General features: G+C 73.0%; 14 protein-coding genes and 1 tRNA gene. 9 read left to right on the top strand and 6 right to left on the bottom strand.

Going from position 1 to position 14,231, the window contains the following annotated elements; genetic code table 11:
- Positions 1-119 precede the first annotated feature (119 nt).
- The 7 genes from AC1VWI_RS18340 to AC1VWI_RS18370 all read left to right on the top strand — a co-directional run bounded on the left by AC1VWI_RS18340 (position 120) and on the right by AC1VWI_RS18370 (position 6,397).
- Positions 120-596 carry an Lrp/AsnC family transcriptional regulator gene (locus AC1VWI_RS18340; protein ID WP_499512096.1) on the top strand — a complete coding sequence of 159 codons (477 nt, stop codon included), beginning with the start codon at positions 120-122 and terminating at the stop codon, positions 594-596.
- Between the two features lie 26 nt (positions 597-622).
- On the top strand, positions 623-1,270 hold the full coding sequence (locus tag AC1VWI_RS18345; protein ID WP_499512097.1) for an ABC transporter permease: 648 nt from the start codon (positions 623-625) through the stop codon (positions 1,268-1,270).
- Positions 1,263-2,504, top strand: a complete 1,242-nt coding sequence (locus tag AC1VWI_RS18350; RefSeq protein ID WP_499512098.1) for a betaine/proline/choline family ABC transporter ATP-binding protein — start codon at positions 1,263-1,265, stop codon at positions 2,502-2,504. Before AC1VWI_RS18345 ends, AC1VWI_RS18350 begins: the two co-directional genes overlap by 8 nt.
- Positions 2,501-3,412, top strand: a complete 912-nt coding sequence (locus tag AC1VWI_RS18355; protein WP_499512099.1) for an ABC transporter permease — start codon at positions 2,501-2,503, stop codon at positions 3,410-3,412. Before AC1VWI_RS18350 ends, AC1VWI_RS18355 begins: the two co-directional genes overlap by 4 nt.
- The gene (locus AC1VWI_RS18360) at positions 3,412-4,386 is read left to right on the top strand and encodes a glycine betaine ABC transporter substrate-binding protein (RefSeq protein ID WP_499512100.1); all 975 of its coding nucleotides are present in this window, start codon (positions 3,412-3,414) and stop codon (positions 4,384-4,386) included. The genes AC1VWI_RS18355 and AC1VWI_RS18360 overlap by 1 nt, the downstream gene beginning before the upstream one ends.
- 79 nt (positions 4,387-4,465) lie before the next feature.
- Complete coding sequence (locus AC1VWI_RS18365) at positions 4,466-5,083, top strand: ArsR/SmtB family transcription factor (protein ID WP_499512101.1); 618 nt, start codon at positions 4,466-4,468, stop codon at positions 5,081-5,083.
- Positions 5,084-5,107: 24 nt separating this feature from the next.
- Positions 5,108-6,397: an MFS transporter gene (locus tag AC1VWI_RS18370; protein WP_499512102.1), complete on the top strand. Its 1,290-nt coding sequence runs from the start codon at positions 5,108-5,110 to the stop codon at positions 6,395-6,397.
- Positions 6,398-6,404: 7 nt separating this feature from the next.
- On the opposite strand, the gene AC1VWI_RS18375 is transcribed toward AC1VWI_RS18370, so the two are convergent.
- The 5 genes from AC1VWI_RS18375 to AC1VWI_RS18395 form a co-directional block, all read right to left on the bottom strand.
- Complete coding sequence (locus AC1VWI_RS18375) at positions 6,405-7,193, bottom strand: S16 family serine protease (RefSeq protein ID WP_499512103.1); 789 nt, start codon at positions 7,191-7,193, stop codon at positions 6,405-6,407.
- Positions 7,194-7,260: 67 nt separating this feature from the next.
- Positions 7,261-7,926, bottom strand: coding sequence for an IclR family transcriptional regulator (locus AC1VWI_RS18380; protein WP_499512104.1), 666 nt, complete (start codon positions 7,924-7,926; stop codon positions 7,261-7,263).
- A gap of 328 nt (positions 7,927-8,254) precedes the next feature.
- Positions 8,255-10,063, bottom strand: a complete 1,809-nt coding sequence (locus AC1VWI_RS18385; protein WP_499512105.1) for a DEAD/DEAH box helicase — start codon at positions 10,061-10,063, stop codon at positions 8,255-8,257.
- A gap of 736 nt (positions 10,064-10,799) precedes the next feature.
- Entirely contained in the window at positions 10,800-11,000 is a 201-nt protein-coding gene (locus tag AC1VWI_RS18390; RefSeq protein WP_499512106.1) for a hypothetical protein, read from the bottom strand.
- Between the two features lie 31 nt (positions 11,001-11,031).
- Positions 11,032-12,399, bottom strand: a complete 1,368-nt coding sequence (locus tag AC1VWI_RS18395; RefSeq protein WP_499516846.1) for an MFS transporter — start codon at positions 12,397-12,399, stop codon at positions 11,032-11,034.
- A 145-nt stretch (positions 12,400-12,544) separates the two neighbouring features.
- Between AC1VWI_RS18395 and AC1VWI_RS18400 the strand changes: the two genes are divergently transcribed.
- Complete coding sequence (locus AC1VWI_RS18400; protein WP_499512107.1) at positions 12,545-13,405, top strand: alpha/beta fold hydrolase; 861 nt, start codon at positions 12,545-12,547, stop codon at positions 13,403-13,405.
- 91 nt (positions 13,406-13,496) lie between these two features.
- A tRNA-Cys gene (locus AC1VWI_RS18405) sits at positions 13,497-13,568 on the top strand.
- A gap of 29 nt (positions 13,569-13,597) precedes the next feature.
- Here the strand turns inward: AC1VWI_RS18405 and AC1VWI_RS18410 are convergent.
- Positions 13,598-14,179, bottom strand: coding sequence for a dihydrofolate reductase family protein (locus AC1VWI_RS18410; protein WP_499512108.1), 582 nt, complete (start codon positions 14,177-14,179; stop codon positions 13,598-13,600).
- Between the last annotated feature and the right edge of the window lie 52 nt (positions 14,180-14,231).

Here is a 14,231-nt window from a genome sequence, read left to right on the forward strand (position 1 = left end):
CCGGCACCTCAAGGTGCGCAATAGTTCGCAGAACGACTGGACAAGCTGTACAGCGGTCGACGGAAATCGGGCGGCATTCTGTGCACGGTGACCACCGTCACAGGAGGGACTGGGGTGTCATGGGGATCGACCGGCTGGACGGACGGCTGATCAAGCTGCTCGCCGAGGAACCGCGGATCGGCGTGCTGGAGGCCTCGCGGCGCCTGGGAGTGGCGCGCGGGACCGTGCAGGCACGGCTGGACCGCCTTCAGGCCAATGGGGTGATCCGCGGCTTCGGACCGCAGGTCGACCCGGCCGCGCTGGGCTATCCGGTGACGGCGTTCGCCACGCTGGAGATCAAGCAGGGGCAAGGCCCGGACGTGCGGGCGCATTTGGCCGGCGTCCCGGAGGTCCTGGAGCTGCACACCACGACCGGGCAGGGGGACATGCTGTGCCGGCTGGTGGCCCGCTCGAACGCCGATCTCCAACGTGTGATCGACCGGGTTGTGGGCTTTGATGGCATCGTGCGGGCCTCCACGGCGATCGTCATGGAGAACCCGGTCCCGTTGCGGATCATCCCGCTGGTCGAGCAGGCGGCACAGGACGCGGACACGTAGCCGAGGGACGGCAGGGGTGATGCCCGGTGAGCTTCTGGGAGTACCTCGCCAGCCGTCACGAGCAGCTGCTGATCGACGCGTACCAGCAGGCCAGCCTGGTCTTCCAGTGCATGGTGCTGGCGACCGCGATCGGGGTGGCGATCGGGGTCCTGTCCTACCGGCGCGACTGGGCCGCGGCCCTGGCCGTCACCTCCACCGCGACGATCCTCACCATCCCCTCCCTGGCCCTGATCGGCCTGCTGATCCCCTGGCTGGGGCTCGGCGTCCCCCCGACGGTGACGGCCCTGACGCTGTACGGGCTGCTGCCGGTGGTCCGCAACGCGATCGTGGGGCTGCGCGGGGTCGACCCGGCGCTGGTCGACGCGGCCCGCGGCATCGGTATGTCGCGAACGGCCGCCCTGGCGCGGGTCGAGCTGCCGCTGGCGTGGCCGCCGATCCTGACCGGCATCAGGGTGGCGACGCAGATGCTGATGGGCATCGCGGCGATCGCGGCGTACGCCTCCGGACCGGGGCTCGGCAACGAGATCTTCCGCGGGATCGCCTCCCTGGGCGGCGCCAACGCCCTCAACCAGGTGCTGGCCGGGACGGTCGGCATCGTCGTCCTGGCGCTGCTCTTCGACGCCTGCTACGTGCTGCTCGGGCGGCTCACCGTCCCCCGGGGGATCCGTGGCTGAGGCGTCGGGCGCGACCATCGAGCTGGAGCAGCTGACCAAGCGGTACCCGGGCAGCGCGGAGCCGGCCGTGGACGGCGTGAGCATGGAGATCGGGGCCGGCGAGACGGTGATCTTCGTCGGGCCCTCCGGGTGCGGGAAGTCCACCACCCTGAAGATGATCAACCGGCTGATCGAGCCGACCTCGGGCCGCATCCGCATCGGCGGCGAGGACGTCACCCACATGGACCCGGTGAAGCTGCGCCGCAAGATCGGCTACGCGATCCAGTCCTCCGGGCTGTTCCCGCACATGACGGTGGCCGAGAACATCGGGCTCGTCCCCCGGATGGTGGGCTGGTCCAGGGCGCGGGTCCGGGACCGCGTCGAGGAGATGCTGGACCTGGTCGGGCTGGACCCGAGGGAGTTCCGCAGCCGCTACCCGCGCCAGCTGTCGGGCGGTCAGCAGCAGCGCGTCGGGGTGGCGCGGGCGCTGGCGGCCGATCCCCCGGTGCTGCTGATGGACGAGCCCTTCGGCGCCGTCGACCCGATCACCCGTGACCACCTCCAGGACGAACTGATCAGGCTGCAGCACGAACTGCACAAGACGATCGTCTTCGTCACCCATGACTTCGACGAGGCGATCAAGCTCGGGGACCGCATCGCGGTGCTGCGGGAGCGCTCGCACATCGCCCAGTTCGACACCCCTGAGGCGATCCTGACCAATCCGGCCGACGACTTCGTCTCCGGGTTCGTGGGCGCCGGGGCCGCCCTGAAGCGGCTCAACCTGACCCGGGTGCGGGACGTGGGCGTCGCCGACTTCCCGACGGTGCGCCTGGACGACCCCCTCCAGTCGATCTTCGACCGGCTGCGGGAGGTGACCACGACCAACGAACTGCTGCTGCTGGACCGCAGGGGCCGCCCCTACAAGTGGCTGCGGCGCGGCGACCTGCTGCGCGCCAAGGGCTCGCTCGCCCGCGCCGGGACGCTGGTGGGCGACACGGTGACCCGGGACGCGACCCTGCGGGACGCCCTGGAGGCGGTGCTCACCGACAGCAGCGGACGGGTCGCGGTGACCGGCCGGCGCGGCGAGTTCACCGGGGTGGTGGACATGGAGACGCTGCTCAACTCCGTGCACGAGCTGCTGGAGGAGGACCGGCTGGCGGCCCTGGAACACCGTCACGAACTGGAGGAGCTGCGCGCCCCGCAGACCCGGGCGGAGCAGGAGGGCGCCGACCACGAACCGGGGGCGCGGGCATGAGCCCCGCCACCGGCGTACCGCCGGGCGGGACGGACGGGACGGGAGGACCGGGCGGGCCGGGCGGGCCCGCGACGGCTCCCGGGGCCGGGCAGGGCCCGGCCGGTCCGGAGGAACCCACGGGCGGCGAGGGCCTCGGCGACCGGCCCCCCGGGCCCGCCGCCCGACCGCCGGCCCGGCGGCTGACCTGGCGGAGACTGCTGGTCACCCCGTTCGTGCTGGCCCTCGTCCTGCTCGCCACCTATCTGTGGATCACCGGCATCACCCTCGACTCCATCGCCGAGAACGCCCTCGTCGGCGACACCGTCAGGGTGCGGCTGTGGCAGCACGTCAAGCTGACCGCGATCTCCACCTTCTGGGTGCTGGTCATCGCCGTCCCGCTCGGCATCGCACTGACCCGGCGGCGGCTGCGCCCCGCCGCGCCGGTGGTCACGGCGATCGCCAACATCGGGCAGGCGACGCCCGCCATCGGGATGCTGGCGCTGCTGGTCATCTGGCTGGGCATCGGGCCGCGCACGGCGCTGATCGGCATGGTGGTCTACGCGGTGCTGCCGGTGCTGTCCAACACCATGGCGGGGCTGAGGGCCATCGACCCCACTCTGATCGAGGCCTCGCGCGGCATCGGGATGTCGGCGGCCGGGACGCTGTCCCGGATCGAACTGCCGCTGGCGGTACCGCTGATCCTGGCCGGCGTCCGCACCGCGCTCGTGCTCAACGTGGGCACCGCCACGCTCGCCACCTTCGTCGGCGGCGGCGGCCTCGGCGACATCATCACCACCGGGATCGTCACCCAGCGCATGCCGGTGCTCGTGCTGGGTTCGGTGCTCACCGTGGTGCTGGCCCTGCTGGTGGACTGGCTGGCGTCGCTGGCCGAGCAGCTGCTGCGGCCGCACGGTCTGGACACGGGCTGATGCGCCGCCGGGCCCTGGCCGCCGCGGGCCTCCTGGTGCTGCTCGCCTGCGCCCCGGGCTGCGGGCTCAAGAGCGGCAGCCCGCTCGTCGACGACGTGCGCCCCGGCTCCCTGGGACAGGGGCTCCCGCTCAAGGGCGCCTCCCTGACGGTGACGTCCAAGAGCTTCAGCGAGCAGATCATCCTGGGCTCGATGATCGGCCTGGTCTTCAAGGCGGCTGGCGCCGAGGTGCTGGACCGCACCAACATCCAGGGCTCCATCGGGGCGCGGGAGGCGGTCAAGTCCGGTGCCGCGGACGCCATGTACGAGTACACGGGCACCGCCTGGATCACCTACCTCGGCCACGACGAGCCCATCGCCGACCCCATGGAGCAGTGGCGGGCCGTCCGCGACGCCGACCTGCGCAACGGCATCACCTGGCTACGGCCGTCCACCCTGGACAACACCTACGCCCTCGCCATCAGCCGGGACAAGAACCGTCCGTACGGGCTGCGGACCCTGTCCGACGTCGCCGCACTGTCGCGGAGGGACCCCAAGGCGGTCACCCTCTGCGTGGAGAACGAGTTCGCCTCGCGGGACGACGGCCTGCCCGGCATGGAGAAGGCGTACGGCATGGACCTGCCCTCCGCCAACATCCGCAAGATGGACACCGGGATCATCTACACCCAGATCGCCAAGCCCGGCTCCTGCCTGCTCGGCGAGGTCTACACGACCGACGGCCGGATCGCCTCCCTGGACCTGCAGGTCATGGAGGACGACAAACGCTTCTTCCCCAACTACGACGCCGCCCCCGTCGTCAACAGCGAGGCCCTGGAGCGCTGGCCGGCCATCCGCTCCCTGCTCGACCCGCTGTCGGAGAAGCTGACCACCGACGTCGGCCGCGAGCTCAACGCCAAGGTGGACGTGGAGGGCGAGGACCCGCACGAGGTCGCCAAGGAGTGGCTGGTGAAGGAGGGCTTCATCAGGGCGGGGTGAGCGCGCGGGCCGCGTGCGTCGGACGATGCATGCAAAGAAAGCATTGCAAAGGAGTCTTTGCAACCTCTACGGTGGGACCGTGCCAGACGACCCCACCGCCGACGCGACCGACCCCGGCGTCATCCGCCTCGACCCGCGCACCCTGCGCGGCCTCGCGCACCCGCTGCGCATCCGGCTGCTCGCCGCGCTGCGCGAGTACGGCCCCGCCACCGCCTCCGGCCTGGCGGCCCGGCTCGGCGAGTCCAGCGGCGCCACCAGCTACCACCTGCGGCAACTGGCGGCGTACGGCTTCGTCGAGGAGGAACCGGACCGCGGCACCGCGCGCGAGCGCTGGTGGAGGGCCGCGCACCGCGGCACGCACTTCGACGCCGGGGGCTTCCTCGGCCACGCCGACCCCGAAGTGCGCGCCGCCATCGGGCTGTTCGGGCGCGAGGTCGCCGCGCACCACGCCGCGGAGCTGGAGACCTGGCTCGCCACCGTCGGCGACTGGCCCGCGGAGTGGCGCCGCAGCTTCGACCTCAGCGACTTCGCCCTGCGGCTCACCCCGGCCGGGGCCCGCGCCCTGCGCGACGAACTCCACGCCGTGCTGGAGCGCTACCGCACCTCGGAAGGGCAGCACCCCTCGGACCGCGAGGACACCGGGGACGCCGTGCCCGTCCGCGTCCACCTGCACACCTTTCCGCGCACCGCGGACTGACCGCACCGACCACGGGGGACACACATGGAGACCGGCACCGGCATATCCGACGGCACCGAGCGGGCCACCGGGCCTGTGCCGGCACCCGATCCGCGGCCGCTGCGGCTCGTGCTGGCCGCCAACGTCGTGTCGATCAGCGGCAATTCGCTCACCGTGCTCGCCGTACCGTGGTTCGTGCTGCAGACCACCGGCAGCGCCGCCCGCGCGGGCCTGGCGGCCTTCTGCGCGACCCTGCCGGTCGTGGTCTCCGCGCTCGTCGGCGGGCCGGTCATCGACCGCTTCGGACGGCGCAGGTCCTCGGTCCTGTCGGACGCGGTGTGCGCGGTGGCCGTCGTGGCGATCCCGCTGCTCCACTTCGCGGGCGTGCTGCGCTTCTGGCAGCTGTGCGCGCTGATGGCCGTCAGCGGGCTCTTCCACGCCCCCGGCGAGACCGCGCGCGAGGTCCTGCTGCCCGTGCTGGCCGAGCGGGCCGGGACGCCACTGGGGCGCGCCGCGGGCTACTTCGACGGCGCCTCACGCGGCGCCCGAATGCTCGGCGCCTCGGCCGGCGGCGTGCTCATCGCCGTCCTGGGCGCGGAGGCGGTGCTGCTGCTGGACGCGGCGACCTTCGCCGTCTCCGCGCTGCTGATCGCCTTCGGCGTCCGCGGACTGCCCGGCGCCGAACCCGCCAAGGACGCGGCACCGGTCTCCCTGCGCACGTACCGGGCCGAACTGCGCGAGGGCTACGCCTTCCTGATCCGCACCCGGCTGCTGCTCGCCATCACCTTGATGGTCATGGTCACCAACGGCCTGGACGCGGGCTGGAGTTCGGTGCTGCTGCCCGTGCACGCCGACCGGGAACTCGGCGGCTCCGTCCAACTCGGCCTGTTGTCGGGGCTCTTCGGGGCCGGCGCGCTCGCCGGTGCGCTGCTGTACGGAGCGGTGGGCCACCGCCTGCCGCGATGGCCGGTCTACACGGTGTGCTTCCTGCTGTGCGGCGCGCCCCGGTTCCTGGTCGCCGCGTGGGTACCCGGATGGGGTGCCCTGGCGGTGACCATGGTGGCCGGCGGCATCGCGGCGGGGGCGCTCAACCCGATCCTGGCGACGGTGACCTTCGAGAACATCCCGGACGAGCTGCGCACCCGCGCCCTGGGCACCCTGGGCGCCGGGGTGCTGCTCACCACCCCCGTGGGCGGCCTCGCCGCGGGCTACCTGGTGGACGGCATCGGCCTGGCCGGCGCGCTGCTGCTGACCGGCGGGGCGTACTTCCTGGCGACGCTGTGCCCGCTGGTCTTCCCCTCCTGGCGCCACATGGACACCCGGCGGGGCACATGACCTCGCACTAACAGCTGGGGACCTTGCCGCCGCTGTCGAGGGCGTCCAGGGCGTCGATCGCGCCGTCCAGGGTGGTGACGGGCACCAGGCGCAGCCCCTTGGGGAGTTCGGCCCTGGCGTCGGCGCACTCGGCCTTCGGGACGAGGAAGACGGTCGCGCCGTCACGCCGGGCGGCCTGCTCCTTGAGCGGGACGCCGCCGACCGGGCCGACCTTGCCGCCGGCGGTGATCGTCCCCGTACCGGCGATCCTGCGGCCGCCGGTGAGGTCGCCGCCGCGGCCGTTGCCCTCGATCTTGTCGATGATGCCCAGGCTGAACATCAGCCCCGCGCTGGGCCCGCCGACGTCCGCGAGGTGGAGGGTGACCTTGACGTCCGAGGGGGACAGCCGCAGCTGCCGCAGGGCCGCGGCGGTGGCGTCCTGCTGGGACTCGGTCATCTCCGCCTGGTTGTGCCGCTCGATCTCCTTGACGGTGCCGCCGGTCGGGTAGACCGCGTCGCGCGGCATCACGGCCTGGTCCGTGGCGAACCAGGCCTTGAGGACGTCACCGAAGCGGACGGCCGCGTCCGGGTTCGTCGCGCCGATGGTCGTCATCCGCAGCTGCCCCGAGGTGTCGCGGGTCCCGGTCCCGGAGATCGTGATCACCGGCTTGCCCTGGTCGTCGCCGAGGACGTCGGCCGTCAGCCCCGGCACGACGATCGAGATCGGCAGCGGCGCGAACAGGGCCACCGCCAGCAGCGCGGCCACGAGCGCGGCGCAGACGGCGAGGATCCGGTTCCGGGCGGAGACGAAAGGCATGGGGTGAATGTAGTTCACGGCGGCGGCCCGGCGTGCCGGGGCCCGGGGCGCCGGGGCGCCGGGGCCGCTAGCGCAGGGCGTCGGCGACCTCCAGCGCCGCCTCGACGACCCGGGGACCCACCCGTTCGGGTATCGCGTCGGCGAGCATCACCACGCCCACGCTGCCCTCGATGCCCGGCACGCCCACCAGCGGGGCCGCCGCACCGCTCGCCCCGGCCTCCAGCTCGCCGTGGGTCAGCACGTACCCGGGACCCTCGGAACACCGTGGATCGGGCTCGTACGGCTGCACGCTGCGTCCGGCGAGGATCGCCCGGCCCGCGGCGCCGCGGTCGAGGGAGTGCCGGAAACCGGTGCGGTAGGCGACGTGGTAGTCGGTCCAGCTCGGCTCGACGACGGCCACGGCCAGCGCCTCGGTGCCGTCGACCAGCGTGAGGTGGGCGGTGGCGCCGATGTCCTCGGCGAGGGAGCGCAGGGCGGGGAGCGCGGCCTCGCGCAGCAGCGGGTGCACCTGGTGCGCCAGCCGCAGCACGCCGAGCCCGACCCGGGCGCGGCCGCCGAGGTCCCGGCGGACCAGGGAGTGCTGCTCCAGCGTGGCCAGGAGGCGGTAGACCACCGTACGGTTGACGCCCAGCTTCACCGCCAGCTCCGTGACGGTCAGTCCGTGGTCGGTGTCGGCCAACAGCTTCAGGACCCGCAGGCCCCGATCGAGCGTCTGAGAGGTCTCCGCGGTCACGACGCCCCCTTCTCGTGTGAGTGGCGGCTCATCTCTCACGGCGGGAGCACTGCCGGTCCCGCGGCAGAGCGCGGAGAGGCCACCGGTCTGGCGGTACCGGCTGGCGCCCCGAGGCTGCTCTGCCACGGCGCGTTGCGTGACCGGAACGGTAGCGATGCGTACCGCTCAGCGGAAGACTTCGTCCACAATCCGGTCACGTGACGGGGGTAGCGGGGGCGCACGACGTAAATCTTCCGTTGAATCACCTCTCGCACCGCAAGATTCACAGCGCCACTGACGTACCATCAGCACCCGGCGCGGGCACCGCGGATGAGCGGACGACCGCCGCTCAGCGCATCCGCGTCGCCCACTCCTGGACCTTCTTGATGCGTTCGTTGAGCTGCCCCGCCGTCGCCTCCGCGCTCGGCGGTCCGCCGCACACCCGGCGCAGCTCGTTGTGGATGACGCCGTGCGGCTTGCCGCTCTGGTGGTTGTACGCGGCGACCATCGTGTTCAGCCGCTTCCGCAGCTCCAGCAGCTCCTTGTGCGTGACGATCGGCCGCCGCTCGGCGGGCAGTTCCAGCAGGTCCGCCTCGCTGTCCGGCTTCTTCCGGCTGTGCGCGATCTGCCGGGCCTGCCGCTTCTGCAGCAGCAACTCCACCTGGTCCGGCTCGAGGAGGCCCGGAATGCCCAGGTAGTCCTGCTCCTCCTCGCTGCCCGGGTGCGCCTGCATGCCGAACTCGGCGCCGTCGTACAGCACCCGGTCGAAGACGGCGTCGGACTCCAGCGCCTCGAAGGGCAGCATGTCCTGCTCGCCGGTGTCCTCGTCCTGTTGCTTCTCGGCCTCCTCCAGCTCCTTCTCGGACTCCGCGTACGGGTCCTCCTCGCCCTCCTTCTTGGGCTTGTCGAGGGCGTGGTCCCGCTCCACCTCCATCTCGCCCGCGAATTCCAGCAGCATGGGGATGGTCGGCAGGAAGACCGAGGCCGTCTCGCCGCGCCGGCGCGACCGCACGAAGCGGCCCACCGCCTGTGCGAAGAACAACGGGGTGGAGATCGTCGTCGCGTAGACCCCGACGGCCAGCCGCGGGACGTCCACGCCCTCCGACACCATGCGGACCGCCACCATCCAGCGGTCGTCGCTCGCGCTGAACTCCTCGATCCGTGAGGACGCCCCGGTGTCGTCGGAGAGCACCACGGTCGCCTTGTGCCCGGTGATCTCCCGGATCAGCTTGGCGTACGCGCGGGCCGAGTCCTGGTCGGTGGCGATCACCAGGGCGCCGGCGTCCGGGATGGACTTGCGGACCTCCGTCAGCCGCTGGTCGGCGGCGCGCAGCACGTTCGGGATCCACTCGCCGGTCGGCGCCAGCGCGGTCCGCCAGGCCTGGCCGATCGCGTCCCTGGTCATCGGCTCGCCGAGCCGCGCGGAGATCTCGTCGCCGGCCTTCGTGCGCCAGCGCATGTTGCCGCTGTAGGAGAGGAAGATCACAGGGCGCACGACGTGGTCGGCGAGCGCGTTGCCGTAGCCGTAGGTGTAGTCGGCGGAGGACCGGCGGATGCCGTCGTTGCCCTCCTCGTACGTCACGAACGGGATCGGGTTCGTGTCCGACCGGAACGGCGTCCCGGTCAGCGCCAGCCGCCTGGCCGCCGGCTCGAACGCCTCCAGGCACGCCTCGCCCCAGGACCGGCTGTCGCCCGCGTGGTGGATCTCGTCCAGGATCACCAGCGTCTTGCGCTGCTCACAGCGGTTGCGGTGCAGCATCGGGCGCACGCCGACGCCCGCGTAGGTCACCGCGACCCCGTGGTACTCCTTGCCGACCGGCCCCGCGCTGTACTCCGGGTCCAGCTTGATGCCTATCCGGGCCGCCGCCTCCGCCCACTGCTTCTTCAGGTGCTCGGTGGGGGCGACGACGGTGATCTGCTGCACGAGGTGGTTGTGCAGCAGGTACGAAGCCAGGGTGAGCGCGAACGTCGTCTTGCCTGCGCCGGGCGTCGCGACGGCCAGGAAGTCACGCGGCTGCGTCGCGACGTAACGGTCCAGGGCACCTTGCTGCCAGGCGCGCAGCTTGCCGGCCGTGCCCCAGGGGGCGCGGCCGGGGAAGGCGGGCGACAGGTGGTGCGAGTGCGAGCTGCTTGCGCTGTGCGGGGCGGTGGTAGTCACGGTCTCCGGTGACGGGTCGGGTACGACAACCGTCACAGCCTACTGGCGCGCGGCGCGGGCTCGTGGTTGCGGCCCGTTGTCGTGTGCGGCGCGGCTGTGGTTGCGGTTGGGGGTTTCCCCGCCACCCTCCCGATGGCCCGGCGCGGTCAGTGCGGGCCTGCGCTCCGTTGGGTTGGGGTCGGGGCCGCGCCGGCGCCCTCCCCCAGCCTTCGGCCGGGGGGACCCCCACAGCGCTCGCGGTGTACGTCCACATCGTTCGGCGCCCGGGTCCGCCGCTCGTCTCCCCCCAGCCTTCGGCCGGGGGGACCCCCATGGGCGCACCCCGCCACACCCCCTCCCGTGTGTTGGGGCGACTGACGGCCGGTGGGGGTAAGTAAGGCACTTCCGGCAACCCCGGACCGCCTTCTCACCCCATCCGGCCGTTAGTCGCCCACACGACCGAAGGGGGTGTGGCGGGGTACGCCCCCGGCCGAAGGCTGGGGGCGTACCCCGGCGCGGCACCGACCCCACAACGAACGCAGCGAGGCGGTCACTGACCGCGCCGGATGGGGGTCCCCCCGGCCGAAGGCTGGGGGAGGGCGGGAGGGCGGGGGATGCCCCCCGCGGGCGCAACGCACCCGCACGCAACCACCGGCCTCAAGGGGCACCCGCATCCGCGCCCGCGGGCGGTTGGCCGCCGCAGGCGAGGCGGGCGAGGTCGGTGACCTCGGCGAGTGTGAGCTGGCGCACGCTCACGTCACTCCCCCGGCCTGCGCAGCAGGTCCGCGTGGGCGGCGGCGTACGCCTCCCCCGTGGTGCGGACGCGCGCGGCCTCGGCCGCCTCGTACGCCCGCACCGCCGTGCGCACGCCCTCCGCGACGGGCACGCCGTGCGCGTCGGCGAGGTCGCCCAGGGACTCCCACTCGGCGTCGGTGAAGACGAGGGTCAGCTTTTCCACACCGGGACGGTAATCCCCGGGCGCGCCCGTCTCACCCGGTTTTCGGGCGGAGGCGGACCGCGACGGCGACGCCCGCGAGGGCGAGGACGGACATGGGGAGGAGGACGGCCGTGAAGGCGCCCGCCGCCCCGCCGAGGGCGGCGAAGACGGTGCCCGCGGCGGCGACCAGGACGACGCTGGAGAGCGCGTCGGAGACCTGGAGGGCGGCGGAGTTCGCGCCGGCCTCGGAGGGGGGCGAGAGCTTGAAGAGGATGACGCTCAGGGACGAGATGACCAGGCCCGCGCCGAGGCCGCCCACGCCCCACGCGGCGGCGGCGCTCCAGGCGGGGGCGGCGTCCAGGAGCGGCAGGGCGGCGCCGGCGATCGCGGCGGCCATGAGGAACATGCCGAGGACGACGAGGCGTTCGCGGTGGGGTTCGAGGCGGGGGCGGCCCTGGATCCAGGAGCCGATGCCCCAGGTGACGCCGCCGCTGGCCAGGGAGAGCCCGGCGAGGGTCGGGGACATGTGCCGCTGCGTGACGAGCATGAGCGGGACGAAGCTCTCGGCGCCGAGGAACGTGCCGGACGCCACACCGCGCAGCAGCACCACGGACGGCAGTCCGCGGGCCGCGCGGAAGGTGCCGCGGGGCAGCAGCCGCAGCGCGGCCGGGACGACGAGCGCGGCGCCCGCCACGGCGAAGAGCAGCGACAGCGGCCTCAGGTCCTGCCCGGCGTACTGGAGCAGCCCGGCGCCGGCGGAGACGGCGAGCGCGAGGCGCAGCCGGCGGCCGTCGGGGGCCGCGCGGTCGTCCGGGGGCCGCTGGAGGGAGGCGCGGCGCAGCGCGGGCAGGCCGGTGAGGAGCGGGAGCACGACGAGCAGGGGGATGGCGAGGAAGACCCAGCGCCAGCCGAACTGCTCGGTGACCGTGCCGGCCACGAGCGGGCCGACGATGGAGGGCAGCACCCAGGACGCGGCGAAGGCCGCCATCACCGCGGGCCGCAGGCGTTCGGGGTAGGCGAGGCCGACGACGACGTACAGGGCGACGATGACGAGCCCGCCGCCGATGCCCTGCACGGCGCGGCCGAGCACGAACGGCCACATGGACTGGGCGGTGCCGGAGACGACCAGGCCGGCCGCGAAGGCGCCGATGCCGGTGACGAGCGGCGCCAGCGGCCCGGTGCGGTCGCACCACTGGCCGCTGACGACCATCGCGAAGAGCGAGGTGGTGAAGTAGCCGGAGAAGGCGAACGCGTACAGCGGCAGCCCGTCCAGCTCGCGGGCGGCGATGGGCATGGCGGTGCCGATGGCGGTGGCCTCGAAGGCGATGAGCAGGACGACGGAGACCATCGCGAGGGTCAGCGCGCGGTAGCGGCTGCCCAGGACGGTGTCGGCCCCGGTGTCCGGCCCGGCGAGGGGCATGCCTGCGTGGCCGGATACCGGCTCGGTGTCTGCGGTGGTCACCACGACAGGGTAAGGGGTCAACCGGCTCGTTGCCCCTGGCACCCGGGTCGGCCTTTCGGCCTAGGGCCGGGAGAAGCGGGCCCGGGCCGGGAAGGCGTAGGCCATGCCGCACTACACCTCGTACGACGGAACCGAGCTCGCCTACCAGGACCGGGGCGAGGGGCCCGTACTGCTCGCGCTCGCCGGCGGCCCGGGGCGGGACGCCGCCTACCTGGGCGACCTGGGCGGCCTGGACCGGGGCAGGCGCCTGGTGGTCCCGGACAGCCGGGGCACCGGCGGCAGCCCGCCGGCCGGCGACCCGCTCGCCTACTCCTTCCCTCGGCTCGCCCAGGACCTGGAGGCGCTCCGCGCGCACCTGGGCCTGGAGCGCTTCGCGCTGCTCGCGCACGACGCGGCCGCCGCGACCGCGCAGGTGTACGCCGCCGCCTACCCGGAGCGGCTGACGCACCTCGTGCTGGTCACCCCGGGCTCCCGGCTGCAGGGCGAGCTGCCCGACGACGCCCGCGAGATCTTCGAGAGCCGCGTGCGCGAACCCTGGTGGCCGGAGGCGGTCGCCGCCCTCGCCGAGCTGGAGACCGCCGACGACCTCGACCGGGTCCGTACGCTGCTTCTGCAGGTCGCGCCGATGGCGTACGGCCACTGGGACGAGCCCCAGCGCGTCCACGCCGCCGCCGAGGGCGGCCAGTTGCACCCGGTCCCCCGCGCCGGTTTCTGGCAGGGCATCGACGAACCGGCCCGGCTCGCTGTCCTGGCCCGGCTGCGCGAGGTGACCTGCCCGGTGCTGGTCCTCACCGGCGACCGTGACGCCATCACCGGGATGCGCGCGGGCGAGGTCGTCGCGGCCTGCTTCCCGCACGCCCGCCTGCGTCCGCTGCACGCCGTCGGGCACTTCCCGTGGGTGGACGAACCCGGGCTGTTCCGCCCGGTGGTGGAGGAGTTCCTCGCGTCGCCCGGCGGTTCGTGAACGGCGTGTGGCAGTCCTGTTGCAGGCCCCCGGGAACCGTTGACCCCTTCCCGGGGGCCGCGTCTATGGTCGAGTCACGTCGACGACGCAAGGCCGTGTGCCCGAGTGGTTCAGGGGCTCGACTGCAAATCGAGTTACGTGGGTTCGATTCCCGCCACGGCCTCTTCTGCCTTGACCAGGGAAAGGAAACGGTCAACGGCGCACCCGATAGCGCAGGTGAAGCACCCGGTTGCCCTGGATCGCCACGTCAGGATCCTCCAACAGGTGCTGCGCGTGGACCGACCCGAAGTAGCGCTTGCCGGACCCGAACACGACGGGTACGACGTCCATGCGCACCTCGTCGATCAGGCCCGCGGCAAGCACCTGGCCACCGACGTCGCCGGCGGCGACCTCGACCATGCGGTCACCCGCAAGCTCCTGCGCCTTGGCCACGGCTGCCCCGACGCCGTCGACGAAGTGAAACGGTGCCTCGGGGTCCCAGCCCTCGGGCGCCGGCCGGTGCGTCACGACGACCACGTGGTCGATCCCGCCCGGCGGCTTCCCGTCCCAGCCGTCCGTCAGGTCGAAGACGTGGCGGCCGACGATCGTGACTCCGATCCGGTCCCAGTACGGCCGGGTGTAGTCGTAGGACGTCTGCGACACCTTCAGCACGCCGCTCTCGTCCAACGGGACGTCACCGCTGGACAGCCAGTCGAACAGCGGTCCGGGCTGGTCATTCTCGTCCGCGACGAAGCCGTCCACCGACACCGAGCTGTACATGACCACCTTGCCCACGGGGCTCTCCTCTGCCTTGGGGGTGCCCCAAATTAGCGTGTTGTGAGCTGTC

Source organism: Streptomyces sp. TOM-9 (genome assembly GCF_056858595.1).